10 protein-coding genes are annotated in these 14,887 nt (G+C 71.8%); 5 read left to right on the forward strand and 5 right to left on the reverse strand.

Going from position 1 to position 14,887, the window contains the following annotated elements; translation table 11 throughout:
- Positions 1-24 precede the first annotated feature (24 nt).
- Positions 25-1,296, reverse strand: coding sequence for an extracellular solute-binding protein (locus tag ACFV9M_RS00150; RefSeq protein ID WP_385061976.1), 1,272 nt, complete (start codon positions 1,294-1,296; stop codon positions 25-27).
- 395 nt (positions 1,297-1,691) lie between these two features.
- Here ACFV9M_RS00150 and ACFV9M_RS00155 point away from each other — a divergent pair, with 395 nt between their 5' ends.
- Together ACFV9M_RS00155 and ACFV9M_RS00160 are read left to right on the forward strand one after the other, a co-directional pair.
- Positions 1,692-2,726: a LacI family DNA-binding transcriptional regulator gene (locus ACFV9M_RS00155; RefSeq protein ID WP_385061978.1), complete on the forward strand. Its 1,035-nt coding sequence runs from the start codon at positions 1,692-1,694 to the stop codon at positions 2,724-2,726.
- 339 nt (positions 2,727-3,065) lie between these two features.
- Positions 3,066-4,004, forward strand: coding sequence for a phosphatase PAP2 family protein (locus tag ACFV9M_RS00160; RefSeq protein WP_385061979.1), 939 nt, complete (start codon positions 3,066-3,068; stop codon positions 4,002-4,004).
- Here ACFV9M_RS00160 and ACFV9M_RS00165 read toward each other — a convergent pair.
- Positions 3,992-6,988, reverse strand: coding sequence for a bifunctional [glutamine synthetase] adenylyltransferase/[glutamine synthetase]-adenylyl-L-tyrosine phosphorylase (locus ACFV9M_RS00165; protein ID WP_385061981.1), 2,997 nt, complete (start codon positions 6,986-6,988; stop codon positions 3,992-3,994). The two genes, ACFV9M_RS00160 and ACFV9M_RS00165, sit on opposite strands and share 13 nt — an antisense overlap.
- Before the next feature lie 287 nt (positions 6,989-7,275).
- Here ACFV9M_RS00165 and ACFV9M_RS00170 point away from each other — a divergent pair, with 287 nt between their 5' ends.
- Positions 7,276-7,722: a VOC family protein gene (locus tag ACFV9M_RS00170; protein WP_385061983.1), complete on the forward strand. Its 447-nt coding sequence runs from the start codon at positions 7,276-7,278 to the stop codon at positions 7,720-7,722.
- Positions 7,723-7,931: 209 nt separating this feature from the next.
- Positions 7,932-9,149, forward strand: a complete 1,218-nt coding sequence (locus ACFV9M_RS00175) for a hypothetical protein (protein WP_385061985.1) — start codon at positions 7,932-7,934, stop codon at positions 9,147-9,149.
- Here ACFV9M_RS00175 and ACFV9M_RS00180 read toward each other — a convergent pair.
- From ACFV9M_RS00180 to glnA, 3 genes are all read right to left on the reverse strand, one after another.
- Positions 9,133-10,893, reverse strand: coding sequence for an asparagine synthase-related protein (locus ACFV9M_RS00180; RefSeq protein ID WP_385061987.1), 1,761 nt, complete (start codon positions 10,891-10,893; stop codon positions 9,133-9,135). The two genes, ACFV9M_RS00175 and ACFV9M_RS00180, sit on opposite strands and share 17 nt — an antisense overlap.
- Before the next feature lie 61 nt (positions 10,894-10,954).
- Positions 10,955-11,578 (reverse strand): lasso peptide biosynthesis B2 protein, encoded by a 624-nt coding sequence (locus tag ACFV9M_RS00185; RefSeq protein WP_385061989.1) that lies wholly within the window; start codon positions 11,576-11,578, stop codon positions 10,955-10,957.
- A gap of 386 nt (positions 11,579-11,964) precedes the next feature.
- Entirely contained in the window at positions 11,965-13,326 is a 1,362-nt protein-coding gene (glnA, locus tag ACFV9M_RS00190) for a type I glutamate--ammonia ligase (RefSeq protein WP_385062255.1), read from the reverse strand.
- A gap of 320 nt (positions 13,327-13,646) precedes the next feature.
- Here glnA and ACFV9M_RS00195 point away from each other — a divergent pair, with 320 nt between their 5' ends.
- Positions 13,647-14,834: a globin domain-containing protein gene (locus tag ACFV9M_RS00195; protein WP_385061991.1), complete on the forward strand. Its 1,188-nt coding sequence runs from the start codon at positions 13,647-13,649 to the stop codon at positions 14,832-14,834.
- Positions 14,835-14,887: the final 53 nt, after the last annotated feature.

Here is a 14,887-nt window from a genome sequence, read left to right on the forward strand (position 1 = left end):
GGTGATCCGGCGGCCACGCGGGGCTCACTTGCTGAAGTCCGGAACCAGCTTGGCGATGGCGGTCTCGGCGTTGCTCAGGCCCTCGTCCAGGGACTCCTTGCCACCGGCGATCTCGGGCAGCTCGTCGTCCAGCGGGCTCCACAGGGAGCTGTACTCGGGCAGCGCCGGGCGCGGCTGGGCGGCGGACAGCACGGTCTGGTAGCCCGCGATGCCCGGGTCGGCCTTCACCGCGTCGGTGTAGGCGTCGTCACGCGTCGGCAGGGTGGAGTTCTTCTGCGCGATGGTCGCCTGGGTCGTCGCGGAGGTCATGAAGTTGACGAACTTCAGCGCGGCCTTCTGGTGCGCCGCGTCGGAGCCGGCGTAGACCGACAGGTTGTGGCCGCCGGTCGGGGCGCCCGCCTTGCCGGTGGAACCGGCCGGGACGGTGGCGATCCCGAGGTTGTTCTTGTCCGTGAAGGCCGAACCCTTGTAGAAGTTCGTGATCTCCCAGGGACCCTGGATGATCGCGGCGACCTTGCCGTTGACGAAGGCGTCCTGGATGTGGGCGTACGCGTCGGCGGTGGTGTCCGCCTTGTGCAGGCCCTTGCCGTCGAACAGGCTGAGCCAGGTGCCGTACGCCTTCTTCGCCGCCGCCGAGTTGACGGTGATCTTCTTGGCGTCCGCGTCGACGGTGTCGGTGCCCTCGCCGTGCAGGAAGGACTGGGCGTAGTAGGCCTGGGTGGAGCCCCAGTAGCCGTCGACGCCGGTCTTGGCCTTGATGGTGGCGGCGGCCGTCTTCAGGTCGTCCCAGGTCTTCGGCGCCTCGGTGATGCCGGCCTTGGCGAACAGCGCCTTGTTGTAGACGAGCGCGAGGGTGTCGGTGACGAACGGCACGCCGTACGTCTTGCCCTCGTACTGGGCCTGCTCGATCAGGTTGGACTTGAACTTGTCCTGGTCCGCGAGGGCCTCGGTGCCGTCCAGCGGCAGGAAGTAGCCCTTCTTGGCGAAGGCGGGGGTCCAGCCGACCTCGGAGCGCAGCACGTCCGGCGCGCCCTTGGACCCGGCGGCGGTGTCGAACTTGTTCTGCGCCTGGTCGAAGGTGACGTTGACGTACTTGACCTTGATGTCCTTGTTGGCGGCCTCGAACTCCTTGACCAGGGCCTGGTACGTCGGCGCCTCGTTGGTGGCGTTGGAGGTGTCCCACCAGGTGATGGTGACCGGGCCGTCGGCCGAGTCGCCGCTGTCGCTTCCGCCGCAGGCCGTCGCCGCGAGGGCGAGGGACGCCACCAGCGCGGTGGCCGCTATGCCACGCCGCATGAGTTCTCCTTGAGGGTGAAAGCCCGTGTAGCTACAGGGGGCGGTCCCGTCCGCTGTCCCTGTCGACTTGCCGACTGCGCCGTTGCGGCGGCTGCCGGGCGACGTGAACGTAACAGCCATGTAAGCGGCGCGAAAGACCTTGCAGAAAAAAAGTGCAAGGGATCTCCGAAGTTATCCGGGCGTGACCTGATGACAACCGCCATGAGACCGTTGTTGCCATGGTCAAGCGGCCGCGCGGCAAGGCGCGCGGCGCTTGTGCAAGACTCTGCAAGCTCTTGCCATCATTTTCACGAGGGAGTGCGATGACGCAGCAGCCCCGGGCGGGCCGCACAACAGGCCGCCCAAGGCGTCCGATTGGTGTGCAAGGTGACACCTGGCCGGTACAGTCCACACCTGTGACCACACGGCTTGCTGACATCGCTGCGCAGGCGGGGGTGAGCGAAGCGACCGTCAGCCGCGTCCTCAACGGGAAGCCAGGCGTCGCCGCCACCACCCGCCAGTCCGTACTCGCCGCCCTCGACGTACTGGGCTACGAGCGCCCGGTCCGCCTGCGGCAGCGCAGCGCGGGTCTGGTCGGCCTGATCACGCCCGAGCTGGAGAACCCGATATTCCCGGCCCTGGCACAGGTCATCGGACAGGCGCTGACCCGCCAGGGCTACACCCCGGTCCTCGCCACCCAGACGCCGGGCGGCTCCACGGAGGACGAGCTGACCGAGATGCTGGTGGACCGCGGGGTCGCCGGCATCATCTACGTCTCCGGCCTGCACGCCGACACCACGGCCGACATGCAGCGCTACGAGCAGCTGCGCGCCCAGGGCGTGCCCTTCGTCCTGGTGGACGGCTTCTCCCCGAAGGTCCAGGCGCCCTTCATCTCCCCCGACGACCGGGCGGCGATGACCCTCGCGGTCACCCACCTCGCCTCCCTGGGGCACACCCGGATCGGCCTGGCCCTCGGCCCGAAGCGCTTCGTGCCGGTCCAGCGCAAGATCGAGGGCTTCGTCCGCGCGATGCAGGAGCAGCTGCGCCTGAGCCCCGAGACGATCGAGTCGGATCTCGTCCAGCACTCCCTCTACACCCTGGAGGGCGGTCAGGCGGCCGCGACGGCCCTGATCGACCGCGACTGCACGGCGGTGGTCTGCGCGAGCGACATGATGGCCCTCGGCGCGATACGGGCGGCGCGGCAGCGCGGGCTGGCGGTCCCGCAGGACATCTCGGTCGTCGGCTTCGACGACTCCCCGCTGATCGCCTTCACCGACCCGCCGTTGACCACGATCCGCAAGCCGGTCCCGGCGATGGGCCAGGCGGCGGTCCGCACGCTCCTGGAGGAGATCGGCGGCACCCCGGCCCCGCACAGCGAGTTCGTCTTCATGCCGGAACTCGTCGTCCGCGGCTCCACGGCCTCGGCACCGGGCGAGCGCTTCCGCCCGTAGGGGCGCGAGTGGGCGGTCGTCGCGCGTGGGGGCGCGGGCGGGCAGTCGTCGCGTGGGGGTGCGGGCGGGCGTGGTGCGTGGGGGTGGAGGCGGCGGGCGTGGTGCGTGGGGGTGCGGGCGGTCGTCGGTAGGGGTGCGGGCGGTCGTCTTGCGTAGGGGTGCGGAGGCCACATCGTCCCGGTACGGGCACGAAGGGCCGTCGTCCGTACGGCGGAGACGGGCCGTCACGGGCCGTGCCCGCGCGGTGTCCCGTAGGGGTTCCCCCGGCGGAGAACATGCGGGCCGGAGAGGACCAGAGGATGATCGGGGAAGAAGGCTTTTCTGGCAGACTCTGTGTCCATGGGTGAATCGACCGTGACGTCACTGGAAGGCCGGGAAGAGGCCCTTCCACACACCGTCACGGCCGCGGCTCCTCCCGGTCCGCTCCGGCGTCTGCGGGCCCCCGGCCGCCCCCGCCTCTGGTTCGAGATCCTGCTGGTCGCGGTCAGTTACTGGACGTACTCGCTGATCCGCAACGCCGTCCCGGAACAGAGACACGAGGCACTGCGCAACGCCGACTGGATCTGGAAGGCCGAGCACACCCTGGGCATCGCGGTGGAGCGATCGGTCAACCACGCCGTGAACTCGGTGACTTGGCTCGTCGTCGGCATGAACTACTACTACGCCACCCTGCACTTCGTCGTCACGCTCGGCGTCCTGGTGTGGCTCTACCGCTTCCACCCCGGCCGGTACGCGGCCACCCGCCTGGTCCTCTTCGCCACCACGGGGGTGGCGCTCGTCGGGTACTACCTCTACCCCCTGGCGCCGCCCCGCCTGATGAACGGCGGCGACTTCGTCGACACGGTCGTGGTCCACCAGACCTGGGGGTCGATGGCCTCGGGCGACCTGAAGAACATGTCGAACCAGTACGCCGCGATGCCGTCCATGCACATCGGCTGGTCCCTGTGGTGCGGGCTGACGATCTTCGCGCTGGCCACCCTCCCCTGGGTGCGGATCCTGGGCCTGCTCTACCCGGCGGCCACCCTGGTGGTCATCGTCGCCACGGCCAACCACTTCTGGCTGGACGCGGTGGGCGGCGTCCTCTGCCTCGCCTTCGGCTACACGGTGGCGGGCCTCTGGTACGGGGCGCTGCCGCACGCCCTGCCGAGGAGGGCGCCGGCGCGGGCAGGGTCCCGGGGGCCGCGGCTCCACCCGCTGCTCCTCCGCTCCCGGGACGGCGTCCTCCGCTCCCGGGACGGCGTCCGGCGCCGGGCGTCCGGCGTCCGCTACCCCCCGTAGAACAGGGTGTCGACGACCGCCCGGGCCCGCCGTGCGCTACGCCGGTAGTCGTCCAGCATGTCCCCCACGTGCCCGGGCCCGTACCCGAGGTACCGCCCGACGGCGGCCGCCTCCCGCGCGTCGGACGGGAACGTGTCGCCCGCCCGTCCCCGGACCAGCATCACCGCGTTGCGCACCCGCGTGGCCAGCACCCAGGCCTCGTCGAGGACGACGGCGTTCTCCCGCGTCAGCAGCCCGGCCTCCCGGGCCGCGGCGAGGGCGCTGCGGGTCCGGGTGGTCCGCAGTCCCGCGACCTCCGCTCCGTGCCGCAGTTGCAGCAACTGCACCGTCCACTCCACGTCGGACAGGCCCCCCGGTCCCAGCTTGGTGTGCAGCTTCGGGTCGGCGCCCCGGGGCAGCCGCTCCGACTCCATCCGCGCCTTCAGCCGCCGGATCTCCCGCACGGCGTCCGCTCCCAGCCCCGCCTCCGGGTACCGCAGGGGGTCGATCAGCCGCACGAACCGCCGGCCCAGTTCCTCGTCCCCGGCGACGGGCTCGGCCCGCAGCAGCGCCTGCGACTCCCACACCAGCGACCACCGCCGGTAGTACGCCTCGTACGACTTCAGCGTCCGCACCAGCGGCCCCGACTTCCCCTCGGGCCGCAGATCCGCGTCGACGAGGAGCGGGGGATCGGCGCTGGGCACCTGGAGCAGCCGCCGTACCTCCGCCACCACCGCGTTCGCCGCGCGGGCGGCCTCCTGTTCGTCGACGCCGTCCCGCGGCTCGTGCACGAACAGCACGTCCGCGTCGGAGCCGTAGCCCAGCTCGTGGCCGCCGAACCGGCCCATGCCGATGATGGCGAACCGGGTGGGCAGCGTGTCCCCCCACCCCTCCCGCACCACCGCCCGCAGCGTGCCGGCGAGCGTCGCGGCCGTCAGGTCCGACACGGCCCCGCCCACGAGATCGACGAGCGCGCCCTGGTCGGCCTCGGCGGGCTGCGCCTCCGTGCCGTACGACCCCACGATGTCCGCGGCGGCCGTACGGAACAGCTCCCGCCGCCGCACTCCGCGCGCGGCGGTGACCGCCTGGACCGCGCCCTCCGCACGCCCGACCGCGGCGAGGATCTCCTGCTCCAGCGGGGTCCGCCCCCGCGGCTCCAGGCCGCCCCCGTCGCCGTCCCCGAGCAGGGCGACCGCCTCGGGCGCGCGCATCAGCAGGTCGGGAGCGAGCCGCCCGGCGGACAGGACCCGCGCGAGGTTCTCCGCCGCCGCCCCCTCGTCGCGGAGCAGCCGCAGGTACCAGGGCGTCTTCCCCAGCGCGTCGGAGACCTTGCGGAAGGTGAGCAGCCCGGCGTCCGGGTCGGCGGAGTCCGCGAACCAGCCCAGCAGCACCGGCAGCAGTGTCCGCTGGATGGCCGCCTTCCGGGTGACCCCGGAGGCGAGCGCCTCCAGGTGCCGCAGTGCCGACGCGGGATCGGCGTACCCGAGCGCCACCAGCCGCTCCCGGGCCGCCTCGCTGCTCAGCCGTGCCTCGCCCGACGGGAGCTGGGCGACCGCGTCGAGCAGCGGGCGGTAGAACAGCTTCTCGTGCAGCCGCCGCACCACGGCGGCGTGCCGCTTCCACTCCCGGTTCAGCTCACCCACGGGATCGGCCCGCAGTCCCAGCGACCGCCCGAGCCGCCGCTGGTCCGCCTCGCCCTCGGGGACGAGGTGGGTCCGCCGCAGCCGGTACAGCTGGATGCGGTGCTCCATCGACCGCAGGAACCGGTAGGCGGCGTCGAGCTGCACGGCGTCGGCCCGCCCCACGTACCCTCCGGCGGCCAGTGCCCGCAGCGCGTCCAGCGTGGTCCCGCTGCGCAGGGAGGCGTCGGCCCGCCCGTGCACCAGTTGCAGCAGCTGTACGGCGAACTCGACGTCCCGCAGCCCGCCGGGCCCGAGCTTCAGCTCGCGCTCCACCTCGGCTGCGGGGATGTTCTCGACGACCCGGCGGCGCATCTTCTGCACGTCGGTGACGAAGTTCTCCCGCTCGGCGGCCTGCCAGACGAGCGGTTCGACGGCGGCGACGTACTCCTCCCCCAGCGCGAGGTCGCCGGCGACCGGCCGGGCCTTCAGCAGGGCCTGGAACTCCCAGGTCTTGGCCCACCGCTGGTAGTAGGCCAGATGGCTGCTCAGGGTCCGCACCAGCGGCCCGTTGCGCCCCTCGGGCCGCAGGTTGGCGTCGACGGGCCAGATGGAACCCTCGACGGTGGTCTCCGAGCAGATCCGCATCATGTGCGAGGCCAGCTTGGTGGCGGCCCGCAGGGCCTTGCCCTCGTCGGCGCCCTCGACGGGCTCCGCGACGAAGATGACGTCGACGTCGGAGACGTAGTTGAGCTCGTGCCCCCCGCACTTGCCCATCGCGACGACGGCGAGCCGGCACAGCGCGGCGTCCGCGGGCGCCGCGGCGGCCGCGAGCCCCACCGCGGCCCGCAGCGTGGCGGTGGCGAGGTCCGCGAGTTCGGCCGCGGCCTCGGCGACGTCGGTGGTGCCGCAGACGTCGCGCGCCGCGATGGCCAGCAGGCACCGCCGGTAGGCCACCCGCAGCGACACCGGGTCGTCGGCCTCGGCGAGCCCCCGTTCGAAGTCCTCCACCCCGGGATGCAGATCGCTCGGCTCGTACATGACGAGCGCCTCCCAGTCCCGCGGGTGCCGGGCCAGGTGGTCGGCGAGCGCGGCGGACGCCCCGAGCACCCCGAGCAGCCGGTCCCGCAGCGGCTTCGCCGCTATGACCGTGTCGAGGAGTCCGCGGCGCGCGGTGGCGCCCGGCTGCGCCTCCAGCAGCCGCACCAGCCCCAGCAGGGCGAGATCGGGATCGGCGGTCCGGCCCAGGGCCTCCAGCAGCACGGGGTCGCTGCGGACCGGGGCGAGCTCGGCGCTGTCCAGGAGCCGCTCGGCGGCGGCGGCATCGGTGAATCCGTGCCGCAGCAGCCGTGTGAAGGTACTGCTCCTGCGCCCCGGCCCCGTCATCCCGGCCTCCTCGACTCCGATCAAGGTCGTACGGACCCGAGCGTAACCGGAGCGCGTGGGGGAAGCGCCGGGGCGGGGGCCGTGGGATGCCGCCGGGGGGCGACGGGTTCCCGCCGCCGTGCGGCCGGTCTGCCCCGGGGAAGGGCGACGTCAGGGGGCATGCGCTGACCCACCTCCCCACCCCGGAGCCGCCTCGACGCCCCGGCCGTTCGGCCGGACGCGGTGGCGGTTCGGCCGAGATGTGCCAGGGTCGGTAGGACCCCGCCACCGGCGACCGGGAGGACCCGATGCAGTACACGCTCGAAGTGATCCCGCTGCCCGTCAGCGACATCGACCGGGCCCGCGACTTCTACCGCGACAAGGCCGGCTTCCACGTGGACATCGACCAGGAGGTCATGCCCGGCCTGCGGATCGTCCAGCTGACGCCGCCGGGCTCGGGCTGCTCCATCGCCCTCGGCGACAGCATCTGGGAGTTGTCCCGGGGCCCCCGCCCGGCTCCCGGCTCCTACCAGGGCCTGCAACTGTGCGTGGCCGACATCGAGGCCGCCCGCGCGGAGCTCCTGGAGCGCGGTCTGGACGTCTCCGAGCCGGTCCGCCACACCCCTGACGACGGCGCCACCTTCATGTACTTCACCGACCCGGACGGCAACGGCTGGTCGGTCCAGGAGTACCGCCGGCGGGCGACGGAACCGCTCCACCGGGTGCTGGCGGGGCAGGCGGATCCGGCGCCTTGAGGGACGTCCCTTAGGCCGTCGGGAGGCATCCGGATGGTCATCCGCCGGGTCGCACCGGACGATGGTGCGCAGTGCCTCAGTGACGGTCGAAGGAGATCCCCGTGTGTCCTGACGGTGGTGATCAGGTGCGGTCTTCCGCAAAGTCCGACGGGGGCCGACGCCTGCGGCTTCCACGCGTCCCGAAGAGCCCCCGAGGGTCCTTCGCGGTGATGGTGGGGATTCTGCTGGTCCTCGTCCTGTCGGCGTTGCTGCTGGGCTGGTTCGGCATCGGGAACATAAGGTCCGCGCTGACCTACCCGGGGCGCGTCACCGGTGCCTTCCTCGTCGGGTCCGCGCTCATCGCGTTGTTCGGCGCATGGGCGGTGGTGGACCACTGGTACCGGAACAGCTTCGAGCGCTCGGGACTGGCCGCGCTGGCCGGCACGGTCGCGGCCCTCCTCGCCAACCTGATGCTTCTGTACGAGACGCTCAACGGTGATTCCCTCGGCTACCGGGTGCTGTGGTCCCTGCTCACGGCGGGTTCCCTGTGGGCCGTCATCGCGGTGTGGCGGACATCGGTCGTCATCCCCGCTCCCAAGCAGGTGGCCGCGGTGGCGCTCATCACGACGCTCATCGCCGTGGGCAATTGGAGCTATCAGCACCTCTATCAGCCCAACCAGCGCGGGGCCAAGCCTCTCATCAAGGTGACCATCGGGAAGCCTCTGCTGGGTCAGAACCGCAAGGCGTTCTCCGTGCCGGTCGACATCAAGCTCGAAAACCCCAGCGATGTGGGCTTCTACGTGCTCGGCGCCGAGTTCCACGCCATGGGGGAGAGTGTGCCGCTGAGCCCCAGGGACCGGCTCCGCAAGCAGTGGCGCGCTGATGCCGAGCAGTGGAGCAAAGCCCAGTACCAGGAGACACACCCGCTCTCCCGCAGGGAGATCCACCAGCCCGGCGAGCTGGTGGCGGCCCAGCCGTGGATACCGGCTGGAATCTATGTCGAGGCGCGTGACGAGTTCTCCACCCGAACGGTCGTGCAGCTCCCCACCGACACCCGGTACGACCAGTTGGCGTTCTACGCCAGCGTGAGCCTGGCGCGCAAGGACCGGCTCGGTCTGGAGCAGGTTGCCCCCCAGGGGAACTCCTGGTCCCCCGGCAGCAAGGTACCCAAGTGGATACAGAAGGACCTCGACTCCGTCATCTTCCGCGGAAGGGTGTACGAGAACAACGTGATCGACGCCCACACGATGGACCCGCGCTACGTCACCGTCTTCTGGCGGTTCGGCCAGCACGGGGCAGACGTCCTGGGCTTCATCAGACGGGACGGCGAGGAGGACCTCGTCTTCAGCAGGGAGAAGGACCGTCGGCTGGCGGAACGGTACGGTCTCGTCAAGGTCCAGACGGGCCCGTACGAACGGACGCTGTGGGACGTCAAGGACCAGCGATGACCGGCCCGGCCGTGCTCCGCGCGCACGGCCGCCGCCCCCATCTCTCCAGCCACACCACGAGGGCCAGGGAGCTGTTCACACGGTCCCAGGCGTAGGCGTCCCCGATGCCGAACTGCGCCTCCCGCACCGCCCGGCACAGCGTCTCGACGTCGAACATCTCCGCGACCAGCGGATGCCGGGCGGACCGGCAGAGGTCGATGAGTTCCTCGCCGTGGGTCCGTAAGCCGCGGGCGTAGACCTCGTTGAAGGGGATCTTGACCGACCGGTCGCGGATGCCGGGCGGGAGCAGATCCGCCATGGCCTCGCGCAGTACGGCCTTGGGGCGGCCCGGACGGAACGCGGCCTCGGCGGGGAGGCGGCGCATCGTGGCGACGACCTCCGGGTCGAGGAAGGGGTGCGAGAGGAAGAACCCGTACCGCGGTGCCTGGTGCCAGGACATCGGGTCGGGAGCGGCGAGGTAGTTGGCCGCGTCGTAGAGGGACTGCTCGGGATCGTGCCCGAACACGAAGCCGCTCTCCGCGACGCCGGCCTCGCGGTAGCCGTGTGCCCGCGCGAACCCGGGGCGCAGCCATGGGGGGCGGGCGAAGCTTCCCAGACCGCCGAGCACCGTTCCGCGACGGCGGACGAGCGCCGTGATCCGTTCGGCCGCCAGGGGAAGGGCCGGCTGCACGACGTAGGCGGAGACGACGTCCCGCACGCCGCGCTCGCCGCTCGCCGCCCACGCACGTGCCTGCCTGGTCATCTGCCGCAGCCGTCCGGTGCGGGCCAGCCCGTGCAGGTGGAAGGGGTTGGCGTCCACGACCGGATCGGCTCCGCATCCGGTCAGGAGCGTGTCACACCCCAGTTCCGCCGCGGCGGCGTGCAGCCTGCTCCAGAACGGGGCGCGGAAGGCGTGCGCACAGGGCTCGTCCGGGTCACCCGCGTGACGCTGGAAGTCGTCGAAGTCGGCCACGTCGTCGACGTCGACGACCACGGGGCGCGCCCCGGGCGCGTGCCGGCGGATCTCCTGCATCGCCTCGTCGAGGAACGGCTGCTCCCCGGACAGTTCTCCCCGGCGGAAGCGCCCGGCCAGCAGGACGAGGTCCCCGGAGTGGCCCGGTGCCGCGGCCGGGGGACGCGCCGCGAGCAACGCCACGCTGGTGGAGTCGGTGCCGCCGGAGACGTGACATGCCGTCACCTCGCCCACGCGGCGCCCGACGGCGTTCTCCAGAGCGCGGCGCAGATCCTTCGCGGCCCCGGCCGACCGGCATCCGTCGGTCGGCGGCGACGACGGGGCGTCGGTGGGCGGGACGCGTCGCTGCTCCCGGCCGCGGAGTTGCCCCGTGACCGAGAGTTCCACCACCTCGCCGCCGAGAACACGGTGCACCCCGGCGAAAGGGGTGAGGCGCGCGTGCGGTTGGGCCATGTTTCCGGTCAGGTACCGGCAGAAATAACGACGTTCGGGCTCCTCCAGGCCGCCCAGGTGGCCCGCCGAGGTACTCACCCCGCTCACGCGGCCACCGGACTCCCGGTAGAACAGGGGAATGCGTGCCTGCTCGTCGCGCATCAGCAGGACGCGGTCGCGGCAGACCAGAACCGCCGCGTAGTCGCCGGTCGGCAGTCGCGGTGCGGCTCCCGGCCGGCCGAAGTCCTCGAGGAGGCGGCGCGCGCCCGCCACGCGGTCCCGGAACGAGCCGACCCAGCCGACGACCGCCGCGGTACCGGCCCGTGAGGAGACGGTGGTCACCAGTCCCCGCCGCGCCATGTCCCCGGCCGTCCAGAGCCGCGGTGTTCCCCCGGCCCATGCGACGCCGAGTGCCTCCACGTCACTGCCCTCCGCCGTCGATCGAGAGCACCGGCGTGAACACGTGCCCGCGCGGATCGGCGTCGGGGACACACAGGCCGGCCGAGGACGTCCAGGCGTGCAGGGCGAACGGGTGCTCGCGCACACCGACGTGCAGCACGGCGCGCAGACCTCGCCGCCGCAGCAGGACGAACGCCGTCACGGCCTCGGTCTTGCAGTCGTCGTTGACGAACCAGCTTCTGCGGCCGTGCGATTGCACCGCCCGTTTCAGCCGGGCGACGTCCTGCGCGGAGGGAGGGTCCGCGCGGGCGTAGTCGGGGGCCGCCAGGGACAACAGCCGCAGGACGCGCCCGAATCCCAGGACTCCGATCAGCAGGTGCGTTCCGCGCAGCCAGAACCCGACCTCGCCGTCCGCGTACTCCTTGGGGCGGGCCGTGGCGCACCCGGCGCGGAGGAGACCCGTGAGGAGTTCCGCGCGTTCCTCGGGGCTTCCGTCGGTGAACGTCCGGATGTCCGCCGTCGCCATTCCGAGAAAACGCGTTCGCTTCCAGTCCGCGATCAGCGCTCCGCCCGACAGACGGGTGACACGGCAGTGCGGTGACAGAATCCGCGTCAGGGCCACCAGGGAATCGGTGTCGTCCGTCACCGCGCCTCCTCCGGGGCCGGGCTGCCACGACGCCGCCGCGGCAGCCCGGTTCTCCTTGTGAACGGTGTCAGGCCTGGTAGCCGTATCCGTCGTAGTAGCCGCCGCTGTAGCCCCGGATCAGACGGCCGTTGCCGAGCAGAACGAGCCCGAACGGCATACGACGGCGCAGCAGTCGGAGAAACATCGCCTACCTCCAGAATCAGGCAGCCGTCGGTCAATTCCAGGCTACTCCGCGCCGGATGCCCCGCAATCGGACCGCCGTTCCCCCTGCCCCCGATGTGACGTGTGGTCCGCCGGACCACACGTCACATCGGGAAATGCCGCGGGGCCGACGGTCGTCGACCGCCGGCCCCGCGCGCCGTCGCGCCGTCGCACCGGAAGACCCGCTACAGCACCGGCAGGTTCTTCCGCAGCTCGAACGCGGTGACCTCGGAGCGGTACTCCTCCCACTCCTGGCGCTTGTTGCGCAGGAAGAAGTCGAAGACGTGCTCGCCGAGGGTCTCGGCGACGAGGTCGCTGCGGTCCATCAGGGTCAGCGCCTCGCCGAGGTTCTGCGGCAGGGGCTCGATGCCCATCGCCCGGCGCTCGGCGTCGGACAGCGCCCAGACGTCGTCCTCGGCGCCCGGCGGGAGCTCGTAGCCCTCCTCGACGCCCTTGAGGCCGGCGGCCAGCAGCATGGCGTAGGCCAGGTACGGGTTGGCGCCGGAGTCGAGGGAGCGGACCTCGATGCGCGCGGAGCCGGTCTTGCCGGGCTTGTACATCGGCACCCGGACCAGCGCGGAGCGGTTGTTGTGGCCCCAGCAGATGTAGGAGGGGGCCTCGCCGCCGGCGCCGGCGGTGCGCTCGGTGCCGCCCCAGATCCGCTTGTAGGAGTTGACCCACTGGTTGGTGACGGCGGAGATCTCGGCGGCGTGCTTGAGCAGGCCGGCGATGAAGGACCGGCCGACCTTGGACAGCTGGTACTCGGAGCCGGACTCGTAGAACGCGTTGCGGTCGCCCTCGAAGAGGGAGAGGTGGGTGTGCATGCCGCTGCCGGGGTGCTCGGAGAACGGCTTCGGCATGAAGGTCGCCTGGACCCCCTGCTCCAGCGCCACCTGCTTCATGACCAGGCGGAACGTCATGATGTTGTCGGCGGTCGACAGCGCGTCGGCGTAGCGCAGGTCGATCTCCTGCTGGCCGGGGGCGCCCTCGTGGTGGGAGAACTCGACCGAGATGCCCATCGACTCCAGCATGGTGATCGCCTGGCGGCGGAAGTCCATGCCGATGTTCTGCGGGGTGTGGTCGAAGTAGCCGGAGTTGTCGGCGGGGGTGGGCCGCGAGCCGTCGAGGGGGCGGTCCTTCAGCAGGAAGAACTCGATCTCGGGGTGCGTGTAGAACGTGAAGCCCAGGTCGGAGGCGCGGGCGAGGGCGCGCTTGAGCACGTACCGCGGGTCCGCGAAGGACGGGGAGCCGTCCGGCATGAGGATGTCGCAGAACATGCGCGCGGTGCCGGGGGCCTCGGCACGCCAGGGCAGGACCTGGAACGTGGAGGGGTCCGGCTTGGCGATCATGTCGGACTCGTAGACGCGGGCGAATCCCTCGATCGCGGACCCGTCGAAACCGATGCCCTCGTCGAACGCCTGCTCCAGCTCGGCCGGGGCCACGGCGACGGACTTGAGGAAGCCCAGCACGTCCGTGAACCACAGGCGTACGAACCGGATGTCGCGCTCCTCCAACGTCCGGAGCACGAACTCCTGCTGCTTGTCCATCTTCAGCTTCCCCATCCTTGCTGGTCAGGCCGCCTGTCTCCGTCCCGCGGGAGGCGGTCGGGCACCTGAGCATCCCACCACAACAGCATTTCACGCGCGTTGCGGACCTTGATCGCCACGGCGACCCCGGCACGAACGCCTCGCGTACGGCAGGTGTACCGCTTCGCAGCCCATCTTGCCTGTTCGGACCGACATCCGTAATGCCCGTCCCCCTCCCTCCACCTCGATCTAAATTTGCATCTCAGATGCAAGTTTTATTACGGTGCCGAACACCGGCCGCCGCACCAGGCCGGCCCCGGCACCCGCCCAGAGGAGGGCTCATGCTGTCCGAACAGTCCGCAGCCACCGTCCGCGCCACGCTCCCCGTCGTGGGAGCGGCCATCGGCCGGATCACCGAACGCTTCTACGACGGTCTGTTCGCCGCCCGTCCCGAGCTGCTGCGCGACCTGTTCAACCGCGGCAACCAGGCCGCCGGCACCCAGCGCCAGGCCCTGGCCGGCTCCGTGGCCGCCTTCGCCACGCACCTCGTCGAGCACCCGGACACCCGCCCCGACGCGATGCTCACCCGCATCGCCCACAAACACGCGTCCCTCGGCATCGCCCCCGAGCAGTACGCCCTCGTCCACGAGCACCTCTTCGCCGCCATCGCCGAGGTCCTCGGCGAGGCGGTGACCGACGAGGTCGCGGCCGCCTGGGACGAGGTGTACTGGCTGATGGCCAACGCCCTCATCGCGATCGAGAAGCGGCTGTACGACGAGCAGGGCGGCCACTCCTGGCGGCCCTGGGAGGTCGTCGAACGCGTCCGGGAGACCGCCGACGTCGTCACCTTCCGGCTCCGCCCGCTCGACGGCGCCCCGGTCCGCGACTTCCGCCCCGGCCAGTACGTCTCCGTCCGCACCGCGCTCCCCGACGGCGCCCGCCAGATCCGGCAGTACAGCCTGTCCGGGGCACCGGGCACGTCCGAACGCCAGATCAGCGTCAAGCGCGTCCCCGGCGGCACCACCCCGGAGGGCGAGGTCTCGAACCACCTCCACGCGCGCGTGGAGGTGGGCAGCGCGCTGGAGCTGTCGGAACCGTACGGCGACCTGGTCCTGGACGAGGTCCCGGCCGGCACCCCGGTGCTCCTGGCCTCGGCCGGGATCGGCGTCACCCCGATGATCCCGATGCTGGCCCACCTCGCGGCCGCCGGACACCCCGCCCCGGTCACGGTCGTCCACGCCGACCGCTCCCCCGCCGACCACGCCCTGCGCGCCGACCACGAGACGTACGCCGCGAAGCTCCCCGCGGCGACCGTCCACCTCTGGTACGAGCAGGACGCCCCCGTCGGCGCCCACACCGGCCGCGCCGACCTCACCGGCGTCACCGTCCACCCCGGCACGCGCGCGTACCTGTGCGGACCGCTCCCCTTCATGCGCGCCGTACGCGCCCAGCTGATCGAGAAGGGCGTGTCGCCGGCGGACGTGCACTACGAGGTGTTCGGGCCGGATCTGTGGCTGGCGGGGGCCTGACGGCCGGACGCGACACCGGGCCGACGGCACGCCGCCGGGCGCGGCGGCAGGGG

Origin of the sequence: Streptomyces sp. NPDC059895, assembly GCF_042731035.1 — a bacterium.
Classification (GTDB): domain Bacteria; phylum Actinomycetota; class Actinomycetes; order Streptomycetales; family Streptomycetaceae; genus Streptomyces.